The 17,130-nt window shown below is 68.5% G+C and carries 14 protein-coding genes; 9 read left to right on the top strand and 5 right to left on the bottom strand.

All coding sequences use genetic code 11. The features are described from left to right. Nucleotides 1–15 precede the first annotated feature (15 nt). Complete coding sequence (gene def / locus AAID08_RS04425) at nucleotides 16–549, top strand: peptide deformylase (RefSeq protein ID WP_006388854.1); 534 nt, start codon at nucleotides 16–18, stop codon at nucleotides 547–549. Here the strand turns inward: def and AAID08_RS04420 are convergent. Then, complete coding sequence (locus AAID08_RS04420) at nucleotides 537–2,921, bottom strand: acyl-CoA dehydrogenase (protein ID WP_395757388.1); 2,385 nt, start codon at nucleotides 2,919–2,921, stop codon at nucleotides 537–539. The two genes, def and AAID08_RS04420, sit on opposite strands and share 13 nt — an antisense overlap. A 147-nt stretch (nucleotides 2,922–3,068) precedes the next feature. On the opposite strand from AAID08_RS04420, the gene AAID08_RS04415 reads away from it, so the two are divergent. Then, nucleotides 3,069–4,298, top strand: a complete 1,230-nt coding sequence (locus tag AAID08_RS04415) for a nucleoside recognition domain-containing protein (RefSeq protein WP_063583964.1) — start codon at nucleotides 3,069–3,071, stop codon at nucleotides 4,296–4,298. Nucleotides 4,299–4,374: 76 nt separating this feature from the next. Here AAID08_RS04415 and pyk read toward each other — a convergent pair whose 3' ends face one another. Next, nucleotides 4,375–5,817, bottom strand: a complete 1,443-nt coding sequence (gene pyk / locus AAID08_RS04410) for a pyruvate kinase (RefSeq protein WP_049071484.1) — start codon at nucleotides 5,815–5,817, stop codon at nucleotides 4,375–4,377. 106 nt (nucleotides 5,818–5,923) lie between these two features. On the opposite strand from pyk, the gene AAID08_RS04405 reads away from it, so the two are divergent. Beyond that, nucleotides 5,924–7,066 (top strand): glycerate kinase, encoded by a 1,143-nt coding sequence (locus AAID08_RS04405; protein ID WP_116792255.1) that lies wholly within the window; start codon nucleotides 5,924–5,926, stop codon nucleotides 7,064–7,066. Nucleotides 7,067–7,180: 114 nt separating this feature from the next. On the opposite strand, the gene rsmA is transcribed toward AAID08_RS04405, so the two are convergent. Genes rsmA through AAID08_RS04390 form a run of 3 tightly spaced genes read right to left on the bottom strand, consistent with a single transcriptional unit; the run spans nucleotide 7,181 to nucleotide 11,952 of the window. Further along, nucleotides 7,181–7,972 (bottom strand): 16S rRNA (adenine(1518)-N(6)/adenine(1519)-N(6))-dimethyltransferase RsmA, encoded by a 792-nt coding sequence (gene rsmA / locus AAID08_RS04400; protein ID WP_054501863.1) that lies wholly within the window; start codon nucleotides 7,970–7,972, stop codon nucleotides 7,181–7,183. An 18-nt stretch (nucleotides 7,973–7,990) separates the two neighbouring features. After that, complete coding sequence (locus AAID08_RS04395) at nucleotides 7,991–9,562, bottom strand: peptidylprolyl isomerase (protein WP_054501864.1); 1,572 nt, start codon at nucleotides 9,560–9,562, stop codon at nucleotides 7,991–7,993. Beyond that, nucleotides 9,559–11,952 (bottom strand): LPS-assembly protein LptD, encoded by a 2,394-nt coding sequence (locus tag AAID08_RS04390; protein WP_064526482.1) that lies wholly within the window; start codon nucleotides 11,950–11,952, stop codon nucleotides 9,559–9,561. The genes AAID08_RS04395 and AAID08_RS04390 overlap by 4 nt, the downstream gene beginning before the upstream one ends. Nucleotides 11,953–12,120: 168 nt before the next feature. Here AAID08_RS04390 and AAID08_RS04385 point away from each other — a divergent pair, with 168 nt between their 5' ends. The 6 genes from AAID08_RS04385 (at nucleotide 12,121) to AAID08_RS04360 (ending at nucleotide 17,130) form a co-directional block, all read left to right on the top strand. Then, nucleotides 12,121–13,161, top strand: a complete 1,041-nt coding sequence (locus AAID08_RS04385) for an aminoglycoside phosphotransferase family protein (protein ID WP_064526485.1) — start codon at nucleotides 12,121–12,123, stop codon at nucleotides 13,159–13,161. Further along, on the top strand, nucleotides 13,161–13,847 hold the full coding sequence (gene murU, locus AAID08_RS04380; RefSeq protein WP_395757387.1) for an N-acetylmuramate alpha-1-phosphate uridylyltransferase MurU: 687 nt from the start codon (nucleotides 13,161–13,163) through the stop codon (nucleotides 13,845–13,847). The genes AAID08_RS04385 and murU overlap by 1 nt, the downstream gene beginning before the upstream one ends. A 156-nt stretch (nucleotides 13,848–14,003) precedes the next feature. Then, nucleotides 14,004–14,702, top strand: coding sequence for a DUF6776 family protein (locus AAID08_RS04375; protein ID WP_395757386.1), 699 nt, complete (start codon nucleotides 14,004–14,006; stop codon nucleotides 14,700–14,702). Nucleotides 14,703–14,825: 123 nt separating this feature from the next. Next, entirely contained in the window at nucleotides 14,826–16,460 is a 1,635-nt protein-coding gene (locus AAID08_RS04370) for an FAD-dependent monooxygenase (protein ID WP_395757385.1), read from the top strand. Further along, entirely contained in the window at nucleotides 16,457–16,678 is a 222-nt protein-coding gene (locus tag AAID08_RS04365; protein ID WP_144657145.1) for a hypothetical protein, read from the top strand. Before AAID08_RS04370 ends, AAID08_RS04365 begins: the two co-directional genes overlap by 4 nt. Continuing rightward, entirely contained in the window at nucleotides 16,675–17,130 is a 456-nt protein-coding gene (locus AAID08_RS04360; protein WP_054501871.1) for a MarR family winged helix-turn-helix transcriptional regulator, read from the top strand. Before AAID08_RS04365 ends, AAID08_RS04360 begins: the two co-directional genes overlap by 4 nt.

Here is a 17,130-nt window from a genome sequence, read left to right as displayed (position 1 = left end):
CCACCCGCCATCGCCATGATCCACTCCATCCTCAAAATGGGCGATCCCCGGCTGCTGCGCGTCGCGCCGCCGGTCGAGCGCTTCGATACCCCCGAGCTGCACGCCCTGATCGAAGACATGTTCGAGACCATGGCGGCGGCGCAAGGGGTGGGCCTGGCCGCGCCGCAGATCGGCGTCGACCTGCAACTGGTCATCTTCGGCTTCGACCGCAACGAGCGCTATCCCGACGCGCCGGCGGTGCCGCAGACGATCCTGTGCAATCCGGTCATCACGCCGCTGTCCGACGACATGGAAGACGGCTGGGAAGGCTGCCTGTCGGTGCCGGGGCTGCGCGGCCTGGTGCCGCGCTACCGCCACATCCGCTACCAGGGCAAGGATCCCTACGGCCGCGACATCGACCGCGAGGCCGAGGGCTTCCACGCCCGCGTGGTGCAGCACGAATGCGACCACCTGATCGGCCGGCTCTATCCTTCCCGGATCCAGGATTTCTCGAAATTCGGCTTCACCGAAATCCTGTTCCCGGGCATGGATCCGAATCAGGACGACTGATCGTCCCGCGGCGCGGTGCGCGGATCCGCGCCCGCGTCCGGCTTTGGATCGGTCTCGCCGCGCGCCTCGGACACCGCCGCTGGACGCGGCGCCACGGCTGACGCGGATGCCATCCGCGTGCCATGCCCAGCGGCCTCAGCCGCGCCCGCCTCACCCGGCGACAATTCTTCCGGCGCGAAATCATCCACCTGCAGCACCCGCGCGACGATCGCCTCGGCCTCTTCCAACTGCGCCGCCTGCGTCGCCGTGATGGCGCCGTGCCGGTGCGCCTCGCGCCAATCGCGCACGCCCGACTGGCGCAGCCGGTCACGGATCGGTTGCACCGCGTCGACCAGGGCGAAGGCGCGGGTCAGCAGCGCCAGCGGATCCTCATCGCCCTGGGCGCCCGCTGAACGTTGCAGGTCGGCCGCCAGCCGCGCATGGGTCGGCGACGGCTTGAGCAGCAGCTCCGCGCATTCGCGGCTGAGCGCGTCGTCCGGCCCCTTGGCCAGCCGCAACGGCAGGATGGCGGCGCGCAATGCCCAGGCCAACGGCCGGCCAGGCAGGTTCGACAACACCTGGTCCATGCGTTTTTCGATCTCGGCATAGCCCTGCGCCATGCACCAACGCACCAGCGGCAGGTCGTCGTGCTTGCGCCCCTCGTCTTCCCAGCGCTTGAGCACCGCCGACAACAGATAGAGTTCGGCCAGGATGTCGCCCAGCCGCGCCGAGATCATCTCGCGGCGCTTGAGGCCGCCGCCCAGGCGCGCCAGCGCGGCGTCGGCCAGCAGCGCGAAGCCGGCCGCATAGCGGCCCAGCCGACGGTAGTGGCCGGCGGTGGGGCCGGATACCGGCGACGGCGCCAGCAGGCCGCCGGTCCAGGCGCGGCCGATGGCGCGCAGCGTGTTCATGCCGGTATGGCGCAGGTGGCGCCAGAACACGTCGTGGAACACTTCCATGCCGCGTTCTTCGTCGGGATTGCCCAGCGCCAGGATCTCCGGCATCAGGTAGGGGTGGGCGCGGATCGCGCCCTGGCCGAAGATGATCAGGTTGCGCGTCAGGATGTTGGCGCCCTCGACCGTGATGGCGATGGGCACCGCCCGGTACAGCGCGCCCAGGTAGTTGCTGGGTCCGTCGATCACCGCGCGGCCGGCATGCACGTCCATGGCGTCGTTGACCGACACCCGCATGCGCTCGGTGGCGTGGTATTTCATGATGCCCGACACCACCGCCGGCTTCACGCCCTGGTTCAGCGCGGCGCAGGTCAGGCGCCGGGCCGCTTCCACCAGGTAGGCGTTGGCCGCCAGGCTGGCCAGCTTTTCCTGCACGCCCTCGAACTTGCCAACGGGGATGCCGAACTGCTCGCGCACCCGGGCGTACATGCCGGTGGCGTGCGCGCTCATCACGCACGCCGCCGCCGACAGCGACGGCAAGGAAATGCCGCGCCCCGCCGCCAACGCGCTCATCAGCATCTGCCAGCCGTGCCCGGCGCGCTCGACGCCGCCGATCAGTGCGTCCAGCGGCACGAACACGTCGCGGCCGCGATTGGGTCCGTTCTGGAACACCTGCATCGCCGGCAGGTGGCGGCGGCCGATCTCGACGCCGGGCGCGTCGGTCGGCACCAGCGCCACCGAGATGCCGATGTCGCGCGCGCCGCCCAGGATGCCGTCGGGATCCGACATCTTGAACGCCAGCCCCAGCACCGTGGCCACCGGCCCCAGCGTGATGTAGCGCTTGTGCCAGTTCAGGCGCACGCCGATCAGCTCGCGACCGTCCACCACCTGGCGACAGACCACGCCGGTATCCACCATGGACGCGGCATCCGAGCCGGCCTCGGGGCTGGTGAGGCCGAAGCACGGCACCTCGCGGCCGTCAGCCAGCCGCGGCAGCCAGTAATCGCGCTGGGCCTGGGTGCCGAACTGCATCAGCAGCTCGCCCGGCCCCAGCGAATTGGGCACCATGACCGTCACGCCGGCGGTGATGGAATAGGCGGAAATGCGCCGCACGATCTCGGAGTGGGCGTAGGGCGAGAAGCCCAGGCCGCCGTGACGCTTGGGGATGATCATGCCGAAGAAGCGCTGCGCCTTCAGGAAGGCCCAGACCTCGGGCGGCAGGTCGCGCCGATGCCAGGTGATGTCCCATTCGTCCAGCATGGCGCACAACTGCGCCACCGGGCCGTCGATGAAGCGTTGCTCATCCGGCGTCAGGGCGGCGGCGGGCACGTCCAGCAGCTTGCGCCAGTCGGGATTGCCGGTGAACAGGTCGGCTTCCCACCAGGTGTCGCCGGCCTCGATGGCCTCGCGTTCGGTGGCCGAGAGCGGCGGCATCGCGTTGCGGGCCCAACGGTATGCGGGTTCGGAGATGCGGCGCCGGCGCCAGGCGTTGAAATCCATGTGCTCTCTCTCGTTCGATGCCACTGGGCATATCAGGGCAAAGTACCAGAATTGGGCCATCGGGGACAAACCCCATGGGTCCGACTCTGCGACAATGGGCCTCCCCGCGCTGGTGCGCATTCCCTTCGCTATCCGGGCACACACCGCATGCTGAACAAACTCTGGCTGGGCTTCTTCCTGACTGCCGCCGCGGCCGCGCTGTACCGCTGGCTGGCCATCGGCGACCCGGACGTGTTCCGCGCCATGGTCGCCAGCCTGTTCGACATGGCGCGGGTGTCGGTCGAGGTGATGGTGCTGCTGTTCGGCACGCTGACGCTGTGGCTGGGATTTCTGCGCATCGCCGAAAGCGCCGGTCTGGTGGAACGGCTGGCGCGGCTGCTGGGGCCGCTGTTCGCGCGCCTGATGCCCGAGGTGCCGCGCAACCACCCCGCGATCGGCTTGATCACGCTCAACTTCGCCGCCAACGGCTTGGGCCTGGACAATGCCGCCACGCCCATCGGCTTGCGCGCGATGCGCGAACTGCAAGCGCTCAATCCCAAGCCCGACACCGCCAGCAACGCCCAGATCCTGTTCCTGGTGCTCAACGCCTCGTCGCTGACGCTGCTGCCGGTGACGCTGTTCATGTTCCGCGCGCAACAGGGCGCGGCCGACCCGACCCTGGTGTTCCTGCCCATCCTGCTGGCCACCAGCGCCTCGACGCTGGCCGGCTTCCTGGCGGTGGCGGCGTGCCAGCGCCTGCGGCTGCTCGATCCGGTCGTGATGCTGTGGCTGGGCGGCGCGGCGCTGCTGCTGGGCGGCTTCATGGCGCTGCTGGCCAGCATGTCGGCCAGCGCCATCGCCGCGCTGTCGTCGCTGATGGGCAACCTGGCGCTGTTCGGCATCCTGCTGGCCTTTCTCATCGTCGGCGCCTGCAAGAAGGTGCCGGTCTACGAGGCCTTCATCGAAGGCGCCAAGGAAGGCTTCGACATCGCCAAGAGCCTGCTGCCCTACCTGGTGGCGATGCTGTGCGCGGTCGGCGTGTTGCGGGCCTCGGGCGCGCTCGACTTCCTGCTCGACGGCATCCGCTGGCTGGCCGCCAATGCCGGCTGGGACACGCGCTTCGTCGACGCGCTGCCGACCGCGCTGGTCAAGCCGTTCTCGGGCAGCGCGGCGCGCGCCATGATGCTCGAAACCATGACGCACTTCGGCGTGGACAGCTTCCCCGCGCTGCTGGCGGCGGTGGTGCAAGGCAGCACCGAAACCACCTTCTACGTGCTGGCGGTGTATTTCGGTTCGGTCGGCATCCTGCGCGCGCGCCATGCGGTGGGTTGCGCGCTGGTCGCCGATCTGGCCGGCGTGCTGGCGGCCATCGGCGTGTGCTACTGGTTCTTCGGCTGAACGGCGCCGGCCGCCAGCCACGCTGCCGCGACGGCGCGCCGGGCCTGCCTACAGGCGCCGCGCGCCGCGAGACCGCTCAATCCACCAGCAGGATCTTCATGCCGTTGGTGCCGCCGCTGTCGCGGTAGAAGTCGCCCTTGGTCAGGATCACCCAGTCACCCGCTTTCACCAGATTGCGCTTCTTCAGCTCGTCGATGGCGGCGTTGCTCAGATCCGCCGGCTCGTAGTCCGACGGCGCGAACGGGATGGTGTAGACGCCGCGGAACATGGTCACGCGGTTCTGCGTGATGCTGTGCGGGCTGTAGCAGTAGATCGGCACGCCCGAGCGGATGCGCGACATGATCAGCGGCGTGTGGCCGCTTTCGGTCAGCGCGATGATGGCCTTGACGCCCGGGAAATGGTTGGCCGCGTACATGGCCGCCAGCGCGATGGTTTCGTCGCAGCGCGTGAAGGTCTCGCCCAGGCGATGGTGCGACTGCGTGCTGGTGGGATGCTTTTCCGCGCCCAGGCAGACGCGCGCCATGGCCTGCACCGTCTCGACCGGATACGAACCCGAGGCGCTTTCGGCCGACAGCATCACCGCGTCGGTGTAGTCCAGCACCGCGTTGGCCACGTCCGAGACTTCGGCGCGCGTGGGCATCGGGCTGGAGATCATCGACTCCATCATCTGGGTCGCGGTGATCACCACCTTGTTCAGGGTGCGGGCATGCTGGATGATGCGCTTCTGGATGCCGACCAGTTCGGCGTCGCCCACTTCCACGCCCAGGTCGCCGCGCGCCACCATCACGCCGTCGCTGGCGCGGATCAGCGCGTCCAGCGCCTCGTCGTCGGCCACCGCTTCGGCGCGCTCGATCTTCGCGATGATCCAGGCTTCGCTGCCGGCGGCGCGCAGCAGTTCGCGCGCCTCGTCAATGTCGCTGCCATAGCGCGGGAACGACACCGCCACGTAGTCGAGCTGCATCTCGGCCGCCAGCTTGATATCGACGCGGTCCTTGTCGGTCAGGCTCGGCGCCGACAGGCCGCCGCCGCGCCGGTTGATGCCCTTGTTGTTGGACAGCGGGCCGCCCACCGTGACGGTGGTGTGGACTTCGTCGCCCTCGACGCGGTCGACCACCAGCACCACGCGGCCGTCATCGAGCAGCAGCTCGTCGCCGACGCGGCAGTCCGTCACCAGCTCGGGATAGTCGATGCCGACGATGCTGGCCGTGCCGGCGTCCTTCGGATGCACCCGCGACAGCGTGAACGGCTGGCCCACCTGCAACTGCACCAGCTTGTCGGTGAAACGCGCGATGCGGATCTTGGGGCCCTGCAGGTCGCCCATGATGGCGACGAAGCGGCCTTGCCGCGCGGCGCTCTCGCGCACCAGGCGGGCGCGCTCGCGGTGGTCGTCGGCGCTGCCGTGCGAGAAGTTCAGCCGCGCCACGTCCAGGCCGGCCTTGATCATGGCGTCGATGCGTTCCGGCGTCGACGTCGAGGGGCCCAGGGTGGCGACAATTTTGGTGCGGCGCAATACAGGCATGGCGATCCACTCTCACATGAACAACGAAAGCGCTATGGTACGACGGCGGCGGACACGCGGGTATCATGATCGACATCCCGCCCCTCAACGCACCGTGGCCGACCTCGTGAAAATCGTCATCGCACCCGACTCCTTCAAGGAAAGCGTCTCCGCCCCCGACGCGGCCGCGGCCATCGCGCGCGGCGTCAAGGCCGCCTGTCCCGGCGCGCAGACGGTCTGCATTCCGATGGCGGACGGCGGCGAGGGCACGGTCGAGGCGGTGCTGGCGGCGGCAGGCGGCCAGGCGCGCGAGCGCACGGTCAACGATGCCCTGGGTCACAAGGTCGACGCCGTATGGGGCCTGCTCGAGGACGGCACCGCCATCATCGAGATGGCCGCGGCCGCCGGCCTCGAACTGATCGCGCCGTCCAAGCGCGATCCGATGCGCGCCAGCAGCCATGGCGTGGGCGAATTGATCCTGGCGGCGCTGGATGCCGGCGCCGAACGCATCATCCTGGGCCTGGGCGGCTCCGCCACCAACGACGGCGGCGCCGGCATGCTGACCGCGCTGGGCCTGCGCCTGCTCGATCAGGACGGCCGCAGCCTGCCGCCGGGCGGCGGCGCGCTGGGTCAACTGGCCAGCATCGACATGCGCGGCCTCGATCCGCGGCTGGCGAAGACAAGCATCGTCATCGCCTCCGACGTCGACAATCCCTTGTGCGGCCCGCAGGGCGCCTCGCACGTCTTCGGTCCGCAGAAAGGCGCCACGCCCGAACAGGTGCAGACGCTGGACGCCATGCTCGGCCACTTCGCCGACATCTGCGCGCGCCAGTTGGGCAGCGACCGCCGCCACGATGCCGGCGCGGGCGCCGCGGGCGGCCTCGGCTTCGCCGCCAAGACGTTCCTGAACGCGCACTTCCGGCCCGGCGTCGAGATCGTCGCCGAACTCGGCGGCCTGGCGCAGGCCATGGAAGGCGCTACGCTCGCCTTCACTGGCGAAGGCCGCATGGACGCGCAGACCCTGCGCGGCAAGACGCCGGCGGGCGTGGCCCGCATTGCACACCAGGCCGGCGTGCCGGTGGTGGCGCTGGCCGGCTCCCTCGGTGAAGGCTACGAAGCGCTGCACGCCGGCGGCATCAGCGCCGCCTTCAGCCTGGCGCCCGGCCCCATCACTTTGCAGCAAGCCCTGGCCGATGCCGAACGCCTGCTGCATGACCGCGCCCGTGACGTGATGCAATTGTGGATGGCCGCGCAGAAGCGCATGCTGTAGCCGCGCGCCCGGCTTGCTGCCTCCTCTCAAGGGAGCGCTTTCATCCTGAGGCGGCTCAAGACGAAAAAAAGCCCGCTGTACGCGGGCTTTTGCTTGCCTGGCGGCGGTACGGCATCAACCGCCCTGCAGCACGCCGGCCTCGACCAGCGCATCCGACAGGCGGATGTAGCGATCCACCGAGATATCCTCGGCGCGCGCGGTGGGCGCGATGTCCAGCGCTTCCCAAGGCACCTGCGGCGCCCAGTCGGCCAGCACCCGGCGCAACATCTTGCGGCGCTGCGAGAAGGCGCGGGCCACCACGGTCTCGAAGGCGCGCGCGCTGACCGGGCGCAGGCGCTCGGCCGGCAACGGCACCATGCGCACGATGGCCGACACCACCTTGGGCGGCGGATCGAAGGCCTCGGGCGGCACGTCGAACAGCTTGTGCATGCGATAGCGCGACTGCAGCATCACCGACAGGCGGCTGAAATCGCCGCTGCCGGGCTGCGCGACCATGCGGTCGATCACTTCCCGCTGCAGCATGAAATGCTGGTCGCGGACATGGTCGGCCCAGGTCATCAGATGAAACAGCAGCGGACTGGAGATGTTGTAGGGCAGGTTGCCTACCACCCGCAGCCCCGCGCCGAACTGCGAGAAATCCACCGTCAGCGCGTCGGCCTCGACCACGGTCAGGCGACCTTCCTCGAACTGCTTGCGCAGGCGCGCCGCCAGGTCACGGTCGATCTCGACCGCGGTCAGGTGATCGAGCCGCTCGAGCAGCGGCCGCGTCAGCGCCGACAGGCCCGGCCCGATCTCGACCACGGTGTCGGTGCGAGCGGGACTGACCGCCCGCACGATCGACTCGACCACGCTCTCGTCGGTCAGGAAGTTCTGGCCAAAGCGCTTGCGCGCCTGGTGTTGAGACATGAAAAACCCGGGCTGCGATCAGCGGTTGTTCTGGTTGATACGGTCCTGCTTTTCCAGCCGGTTGTCGATGTACGCCTGGGCGCGCAACTGATCCAGCCAATCTTCGAAAGCGGGTTGGGCACGGCGCTCGAACAGCGTCTGGCGGGCGCGCATGCGGGCCAGGTCGTCGGTGGCGTCGTGCTGGCGGCGCTCTTCGACCTGGATCAGGTGCCAGCCGAACGGCGTCTGGATCGGTTGGCTGATCTCGCCCGGCTTCAGCGCATTCATCGCTGCCTCGAAGGTCGGCACGGTCTCGCCCGGATTGAGCCAGCCGAGGTCGCCGCCCTGCGGCGCGGTCGCGTCCTGTGAGTATTGACGCGCCATGTCCGAGAACTTGGCATCGCCCGCCACCAGGCGCTGGCGCACCTGTTCAAGGCGCTGGCGGGCCTGCTCGTCGCTCATGACGGTCGAGGTCTTGATCAGGATGTGGCGCGCATGCGTCTGCATCACCTCGACCGGACCTTGCGGCGCCTGGGCCTGGGGTTGCGGACGCGGCTGCGGTGCCGGCGCGGGAGCGGGGGCGCGGGCGGTGCGGCTGGGCGCCGGTTGCGCGGTGCCGCGGTCCATCACCTTGAGGATGTGGAAGCCGTTGCCGCTCTGGAGCAGCGTCGACACCTGGCCCTTCTGCAGATTGCCGAGGGCCTTGGCGAACAGGTCGGGCCAGCCGTCCAGCGGACGCACGCCCATCACGCCGCCTTGCAGGGCTTCGGGGCCGTCCGAATTGGCGGCCGCCAGGCTGGCGAAGTCATCGCCGCGCTTGGCGCGGGCCAGCAGGTCCTCGGCCTTCTTGCGCAACGCGGCGACCTGATCGGGCGACGAGCCTTCCGGCACGCGCACCAGGATCTGCGCCACGGCGTAGAGCATCGGACCGGCCGGCGCGGCGGCCTGCTCGGGCGCGGCTTCCGGCGCCGGTTGCGGCTGGGCCTGCTGCGCCGACGGGGGCGCGGCGCCGAACGCCGGATTGCGGCGCTGGTCCCTCAGGAACGCATCGACCTCGGCATCGGAAATGACGATGGTGGAGTCGACCGCGCGCTGGCGCAGGCGATCGGAGCGGATCTCGTCCTTCAGGGACTTGCGATAACTGTCCCAGGAGGTGCCGGACTTCTCGATTTCCTGGCGCAACTGGGCCGGGCTGATCTTGTTGCGGTCGGCAATGGTCTTGATGGCCTGGTCGACCTGGGCATCATCGACGCGGATGCCGAGACGGTCGGCCTCGTGGCGCTGCACCCGTTCCATGATAAGGCGCTGCAATACCTGGTGCTGCAAGGTCTTGTCGTCGGGCACCTGGATGCCGCGGGCCTTCAGTTCGCCGGCAATGCGCAGCGACGCATCGCGCAATTCGCGCAGGGTGATCACGTCCTTGTCGACCACGGCGGCGATGCCGTCGACGAACTGCTCCCCGGCGGGCGGCGCGCTTTTCTGCGTGGTCGGCGCATTCTTGGCGCCCTTGGCGTTCGGCTCGGCCGCGTGCGCGGCGGAGAAAGCGGCGCAAACGGCCAGCAACAGCGCGTTGCCGGAGAAGCGACGCAAAGAGTGCAACCTACGCATCATTCATACCTTTCAAATGTGGTCCCGGTGGGCGCAGGCGGGGTGATGCGCGAGTAACCGGGGATACTTCTGTTCAGCAGGTTCATCGGATCGGTTCCCAGGGAACCCAGTCCGGTCAACTCCAACTGGAAAAACAGCGCCGTGTTGGCGTCGGTGGCGGACACGGCGTAGCGTTGGAACACCATCCGGCCAACCCAGCAGCAATCGCCCTTGTATTCGAGGCCGGCGATGGCCTGCGTGATACGCGGGGAGTCGTTGGTACCGCTGACCGTGCTGGACGGACCGTCGCGCAGCGAATAGTCCACGCGGCCCACGCCGTACCAGCGCTTGGTGAACGGCCATTGCACTGCCAGGCTGATCTGGTTCTGCCCTTGCGGCTGATAAGCCACGCCCGGCTGCGGATCACGCTGATAACGATAGGCCAAGGCCACCGTCGTCAGGCGCTGCGGCGACCAACGGCCGCTGAGCAATCCGCGCGACCAGCGGTTGTCGTAGGGGTTGTACTGCGCCGCCACGTCAGTCGAGAACGTGTCGGTCAAAGCGGCGCTGGCGCCCACCAGGAAGTCGGAGCGCACGTTCTCGCGCGGCGTCTCGCCGGGCAACGTCACTTGCTGGTCGGCGAAATACAGTCGCTGCGCCACGGCCAGCGACGCGCGTTCGAAACCGGTGGAGGCATCGAGCCAGCGCGTGGTCAGCGCGGCGGTCAACTGATTGGCGTTGGAAATGCGATCCCAGCCACCGGTGTAGATATTCTCCTCGAAGGCCTGCGAAAAGCTGAAGTCGGACAGCGATGTGTCGTAGACCGGAATCTTGGATTGGTCGCGGTACGGCACACGCAGGTAGTACAACCGCGGCTCCAGGGTCTGGATCGAATCCTTGCCGAACAACGTGGTGTCGCGCTCGAAGATCAGGCCGGCGTCCAGCGACATGATGGGCACCGTGCGCGACTGCGAGCGCGGGTAGCCGAACGAGGTGCCGGCATTGGCCGTGCCCGAGTTCAAACCGAGCCAGTCACCGTGATACCAATCCGTCTGGTACTGGGTGTAATTGACCCCGGCCTTGGGAATCACGAACCAGCCCGGACGGACGATCGGATATGACACAGTCGGGTAGGTCTGCAGGCGGTCGCCGTTGGGACCGTTGCGATTGCCCAGGAACAGCGGCTTGCTGAAACGCACCGCGGTCGAGGTCCAGTCCACGTCGAAGCCGCCCCAGTCGTAGCGGGCGCCGCGCAGGTACAGCTCGGGCTGCTTGTCATAGGGCGGCGTCAACAGCGCATCCGGATCCTGCAGGGTCTGGTACTTGTAGACCTGCGCATAGGCGCTCCAGTATGTCGAGGACCAGCCCACCCGCGCGCGCTGCGGCAGGTAGGTGGTGGACGCCTGGTTCAGGCCCAGTTGCGAAATATCGCGGAAGTAGTCGTTATCCGAGACCTTGGCCACGTCCCAGTCGGCGTAGAAACCGTTGCCCAGCAACTGCTGATGGCGCCACCAGTACATCCAGCGGTCTTCGCCACTGACGTTGTCGTTCGGCAAATAAGCGCCGTAGAAGCTGCCAGCGTAGCTCGCGCCGAGGTAGCGGAACTCGCCGCCCAACTGCAAACCGCGCTTGGAAAAGTAGCGCGGCTGGATCGTCGCGTCATAGTTCGGCGCGATGTTCAGGTAGTACGGCAGAGAAAAGTCGAAACCGCCCTTGCTGGTGGTGCCATAAGTCGGCATCAGGAAACCCGACTTGCGTTCCTTCTTGACCGGGAAGGTCATGTAGGGCGACGCCAGGATCGGCACGTCCTTGAAGTACAGCACGCCATTGCGGGCCACGCCTTCGTTTTCATCGAAGTCGATGTCGACCGTCTTGGCCTTGATGTACCACGACGGCGTCTCGCACGAGCAGCCGCTGTAGGTGACCGTATGCAGCCGCATCTGCGACTTGCTGAAGATGTCGGCGTGTTCCGCCACGGCGAAGCCGCCGGTGGCGCCCAGCCAGAAATTCGGTTTCTCGACTTCGCCGGAGTACTTGTCGACGTTGAACTTGGCGTTGGGCCCCGTCACCAGGGTGCCGTCGCGCATCATGCGCGCGTTGCCCTGCACGTCCACCTCACCGGTATCCTTGCGGTAGTTGATCCGATCGCCCTTGATGACGCCGTCGATGCGGCGGACCTGGGCCGCGCCGGTCAGGGTCAGGTCGGAATCCGGATCACCCTCGATGGTGTCCGCTTCCATATAGGCCGGGATGTTCCCGTCCGGCAGGCGGTGCACCCGCAGCCCGGGGGAAGTGCGCAGCTCAGGAGCCGCCGTGATCGACGTCGACGCGGGAGCCGAGCCTTGGCTGCCCTGGGCCTGAACGGCCCCGGCGACGCTGATAGCAGATAGGATCAACCACCGAACCTTGCGCACGAGTGAAAACAGCCCTTTTTGACGATGGGGGAACCAGGCGATGGCGCCCGGCAGGGGCCCATGCTAACGGAAACGAGCCGGTATTATAGAGAAGCCGCGCCAGACGCCCAGCCTTATGTGCGCGCAACCCAATTTTCCGCAATATTGCCCTTCTGACACGGATCTTCCTTGAAAAACGATCATGACCCCCGCCTGGAGCAGATCCGCGCCTGGCTGCAAGGCCTGCCCGCCGCCCTGGGACTGGCGGTGGACAGCCTGCGCCCCGCCTCCGCCGACGCCAGTTTCCGCCGCTATTTCCGCCTGGACGCCGCCGGCCGCACCCTGATCGTGATGGACGCGCCGCCCCAGCATGAGGACTGCCGCCCGTTCCTGCACGTGGACCAGTTGCTGCGCGACGCCGGCCTGAACGTGCCCGACGTGATCGCGCAGGACCTCGACCAGGGCCTGCTGCTGCTGTCCGACCTGGGCGAGCAGACCTATTACCAGCGCATCCAGGACGGCGTGGACGACGCCCGCCTGCAATCGATGTACCGCGACGCCCTGGCGGCGCTGGTGCGCCTGCAGCAGGCCCAAACCACCGGCCTGGCCCGTTACGATACCGGGCGGCTGGCCGACGAACTCAAGCTGTTCCCCGAGTGGTACGTGCAGAAGCACCACGGCGCCACGCTCGACGACAAGACCGCGCAGGCCCTGGAAAAAATCTTCGCCCTGCTCTCGGCCAGCAACGGCAACCAGCCCACCGTCCTGGTGCACCGCGATTACCACTCGCCCAACCTGATGCTCTGCGACCAGCCGCAATACGGCCCCAACCCGGGGGTCATCGACTTCCAGGACGCCCTGGCCGGCCCCATCACCTACGACCTGGCGTCGCTGGTGACCGACGCCCGCACCACCTGGGAAGAGCCGCAGCAGCTCGACTGGGCCATCCGCTACTGGGAAATGGCGCGCGCCGCCGGCCTGCCGGTCGACGCCGACTTCGCCGAATTCCACCGCGCCTATGAATGGATGGGCCTGCAGCGCAACCTGCGGATCCTGGGCGTCTTCGCCCGCCTGAACCACCGCGACGGCAAGGCCCACTACCTGGCCCACATGCCGCGGGTGAACGGCTACGTGCGCCAGGTGGCACAGCGCTACGGCGTCTTCACGCCCCTGCTGCGCCTGCTGGACAAGCTCGACGACCGCCAGGTCAGCGTCGGATACACCTTCTGATGCGCGCCATGATCCTTGCCGCCGGCCGCGGCGAACGCATGCGCCCGCTGACCGACCGCCTGCCCAAGCCGCTGCTGCCGGTCGGCGGCAAGCCCCTGATCGCCTGGCACCTCGAACGGCTGGCCGCGGCCGGCTTACAGGACGTGGTCATCAACCACGCCTGGCTCGGCCACGAGATCGAACGCGCGCTGGGCGACGGCGTAGCCTTCGGCCTGCGGATCCGCTACTCGCCCGAGGCCAGCGCCCTGGAAACCGCCGGCGGCATCGCCCAGGCCCTGCCGCTGCTGGGGCCGGACCCGTTCCTGGTGATCAACGGCGACATCTGGTGCGACTGGGACCCCGCCGCCGCGCCGGCCCTGGCGACCGCGCTCCCGCCCGCCGGCGCCTGGCTGCTGATGGCCGACAATCCGCCGCAACACCCGGCCGGCGATTTCACCCTCACGGCCGACGGCCGGGTCGAGGACGGCGGCGAGGCCCGTTTGACCTTTTCCGGCATCGGCGTCTACCATCCCATGCTATTCGCGGGGATTGCCCGCGGCACGGCCGCGCGGCTCGCGCCCCTGCTCCGGCAAGCCATGGAACAGGGCCGCGTCCGTGGCGCCCGCCACGCCGGCCGATGGGCCGACATCGGCACCCCCCAGCGGCTGGCCGACCTGGACGCCGAACTCCGCCGCGACGCGCCGTGAGTCCGGCCAATGCCCACATATTTCACAATATCAAGGTGCGCAACGAGGCTTGTCCGCGCGCCCATCGCCCCGGCTTAACCGGGTATTCTCTGACGCTTTGACTGGTGCGCGCGGCGCAGGGTCAGGCAACACACAGGACGTTTTCTAGGAATGGGGATGTTTGGAAGATCGCAACGGGCCGTATTCAAGCCCTCCGTTTACCAACCGGGCCAACGCACGCGCCGCATGCCGCGCTGGCTGGTCCTGCTGCTGGTGGGCATTGCCCTGGGCGCGGGCGGCGTGCTCTTCCTGCAGACCAACTACGGCCCGCAGCGGCTGACCGTCGAGCAATCCGAACAACTGCACAGCGAACTGAGCGCCTCCAAGCTCGAGAACCAGCGCCTGCAAAGCCAACTCGAAGAGGCCACGCAGCAACGCGACGCCAACAAGTCCGGCCATGACAAACTCACCGCCGACCTGGCCGACGCCCGCGCCAGGCTGGAAACGCTGAACAAGGAACTGGTGCTGTTCCAGGACGCCATGCCGCCCGACCCCCGCGGCGGCAACCTGGGCATCCGCTCGGCCACTTTCAAGCGCCAGCCCGGCCAGCTCGACTACCAGGTGCTGGTGATGCGCGAAGAGCGCAATGGCGCGCCATTCAAGGGGACGCTCACCTTCTCCATCGACGGCAGCTACCCCAACGGCCGCGCCGCCACCATCACGCCGGAAGGCCCCACGCTCAACGTTGACCGCTACGACTACGCGCTGGGCCAGTTGAAGCTGCCCGACGGCTTCACTCCCAAGGTCGTGGTGCTGCGCGTCATGGACGGCAGCCAGAAGCAACAGGCCATGCGCATCTACTACGTGCGCAACTGAGCGCTGTCGCGCGCCGACAAGACCCGCCCGCCCCGGCGGGTTTTTTTTGCCGCGGCCAAATGGTTGCGCACACAACCAATCCGACGATATAGTTGCGCAAACAACTAATATCCTGGAGACAGCATGGCACTCCCAGCCCGCGTCCCCGTCCTGATCGTCGGCGGCGGTCCGGTCGGGCTCACCCTGGCCGCGCTGCTGGCGCATTACGGCATCGCCTCGCTCACGCTCGAGGCCGACGACGGCTATTGCAGCGGCAGCCGCGCCATCTGCATCTCGCGGCGTTCGCAGGAAATCCTGGGCTGGGCTGGCGCCGACGCGGCGCTGACAGCCACCGGCCTGCCCTGGAGCGGCGGGCGCAGCTACTACCGCGACCGCGAAGTGCTGCACTTCGAAATGCCGCACGACCCGACACAGCGCTTCGCGCCGATGGTCAACATCCAGCAGTACTTCGTCGAGGAATACGCGCACCAGGCCATGCTGCGCCAGCCCGGCCAGGCCGTGCTGCAGTGGTCGGCCCGGGCCGTCACGGTGCGTCCGGGCCCGGACGGCGTCGACGTCGAGGCCGAGATCGACGGCCAGCATCACACCGTGCGCGCCAACTGGCTGGTGGCCTGCGACGGCGGCCGCAGCAGCGTGCGCGACGCGCTGGGCCTGAAGCTGAAGGGCATGCAGTACGACGGCCGCTACGTCATTGTCGATATCGAACAGGCGTCCGACCGCCCCGTCGAACGACTGGCCTGGTTCGATCCGCCGTCCAATCCCGGCGCCACCCTGTTGATGCACCGCCAGCCCGGCAACGTCTGGCGCGTCGACTATCAGATCCGCGACGACGAGGATGCCGCCGAGGCGGTCAAGCCGGAGAACGTGCTGCCGCGGGTGCAGAGCCATCTGGACATGATCGGCGAGACCGCGCCATGGAAGCCGCTCTGGATCTCGCTCTACAACGCCAAATGCCTGACGCTGGAACGCTACCGTCACGGCCGCGTGCTGTTCGCCGGCGACGCCGCCCACCTGGTGCCGATCTTCGGCGTGCGCGGCCTGAACTCCGGCCTGGACGATGCCGGCAATCTTGCCTGGAAGCTGGCCTGGGTGCTGCGCGGCCAGGCTTGCGAGGACCTGCTCGACAGCTACAGCGGCGAGCGCGTCCACGCCACCCGCCAGAATCTGGCCTACGGCGCCAAGAGCACCGAGTTCATGGCGCCGCCGGATTTCGGCTTCCGCCTGATGCGTGAGGCCGCTTTGCGGCTGGCCCTGACCGACGAACGCGCCCGGCCGCTGATCAATCCGCGTCAATCCGCCCCCATCTCGTATGACGGCTCGCCGCTGAACCTGCCTGACGGCGCGCAAGGCCAGCCACTCGCCGCAGCCCCCGGCCAGCCCGCGCCCGACCTGCTGCTGGCCGACGCCGACGCGTCGCCGCGCTACCTCAGCGCCTGTTTCGGCCAGGGTTTCGTGCTGCTGGCCTGCGCCGCGGACGCCCGCGCCGCCCAGACCCTGCGCACGCTCGCGGCCATCACCCGGCACAGCGCCAGTCCGTTGCAGGCCATCGTCGTCGACGGACCGGCGCCTGACGCCTGGCGCGACCCGCACCGCCACCTGCGCGAGCGCTTCGGCGCGCAGCCCGGCACGGTCTGGCTGCTGCGGCCGGACGGCTATGTGCTCGGCCGCTGGGCCATGGCGGACGAGCGCGTCCTGCGCGCCGCGCTGGCCCCCTACTATCCGATGATCGCCCCCTCGCCCCGGGAGCCACAAGCATGAGCAATGATGAACTGGACCGGGTGTACACCCTGATGGCGCAGGCCCTGACTCGCGTCGGCCCCACGCAGGCGCCGCTGTTCCTGTCGATCCTCGGCCTGTCGGCGCTGGCGCGCCTGCCGGATGCCGAGGCCGCAACCACCCTGCTGGCGCAGGCCGAGGCGGCCAGCGCCGCCCCTGTGGCACACTATCCCGCCGCCACCGCCGATCGCCCGACGTGACCACGCCCGCCCTCGAACGATTCCTGACCTACCGCCTGCACGTGATCAACAAGATCACCGACCGCGACACGAATCGTGCCTATCTGGAAGACTGCGGCATCCCGCTGGGCGAGGCGCGCTGCCTGGCCGCGATCGGCCGCTACGCGCCGCTCTCGGTCAACGACCTGGCGCTGGCCGCCAACCTGAACAAGGGCCAGGCGAGCCGTTCGGCGCAGGCCCTGGTCGAACGCGGACTGATCAGGAAAAAGGACTCGGCGGCCGACGGCCGCGGCGTGGTGCTGTCGCTGACGGCCGCGGGCGATACCCACTACCGGCGCATCATCGATCTGATCGCGCGCCGCAACCAGGAGATCTTCGGCTGCCTCAGCGCCGACGAACAGCGCCAGCTCGGCGACATGCTCGACCGCCTGATCGCGCATCAGCGCGACCCCTCCGGCACGCGCGAAGGCTGA

The organism is Achromobacter sp. EB05 (assembly GCF_044232075.1).
Taxonomy (GTDB): domain Bacteria; phylum Pseudomonadota; class Gammaproteobacteria; order Burkholderiales; family Burkholderiaceae_B; genus Achromobacter; species Achromobacter dolens.
The sequence above is the reverse complement of the archived record's forward strand: the minus strand, read 5'-3'. Positions and strand labels throughout refer to the sequence as shown.

What these genes read in the sequence shown, in the direction of transcription:
- def (WP_006388854.1), top strand. Translation starts at nt 16, where the DNA reads ATGATCCACTCCATCCTCAAAATGGGCGATCCCCGGCTGCTGCGCGTC.
- AAID08_RS04420 (WP_395757388.1), bottom strand. Translation starts at nt 2,921, where the DNA reads ATGGATTTCAACGCCTGGCGCCGGCGCCGCATCTCCGAACCCGCATAC.
- AAID08_RS04415 (WP_063583964.1), top strand. Translation starts at nt 3,069, where the DNA reads ATGCTGAACAAACTCTGGCTGGGCTTCTTCCTGACTGCCGCCGCGGCC.
- pyk (WP_049071484.1), bottom strand. Translation starts at nt 5,817, where the DNA reads ATGCCTGTATTGCGCCGCACCAAAATTGTCGCCACCCTGGGCCCCTCG.
- rsmA (WP_054501863.1), bottom strand. Translation starts at nt 7,972, where the DNA reads ATGTCTCAACACCAGGCGCGCAAGCGCTTTGGCCAGAACTTCCTGACC.
- AAID08_RS04395 (WP_054501864.1), bottom strand. Translation starts at nt 9,562, where the DNA reads ATGATGCGTAGGTTGCACTCTTTGCGTCGCTTCTCCGGCAACGCGCTG.
- murU (WP_395757387.1), top strand. Translation starts at nt 13,161, where the DNA reads ATGCGCGCCATGATCCTTGCCGCCGGCCGCGGCGAACGCATGCGCCCG.
- AAID08_RS04375 (WP_395757386.1), top strand. Translation starts at nt 14,004, where the DNA reads ATGTTTGGAAGATCGCAACGGGCCGTATTCAAGCCCTCCGTTTACCAA.
- AAID08_RS04370 (WP_395757385.1), top strand. Translation starts at nt 14,826, where the DNA reads ATGGCACTCCCAGCCCGCGTCCCCGTCCTGATCGTCGGCGGCGGTCCG.
- AAID08_RS04365 (WP_144657145.1), top strand. Translation starts at nt 16,457, where the DNA reads ATGAGCAATGATGAACTGGACCGGGTGTACACCCTGATGGCGCAGGCC.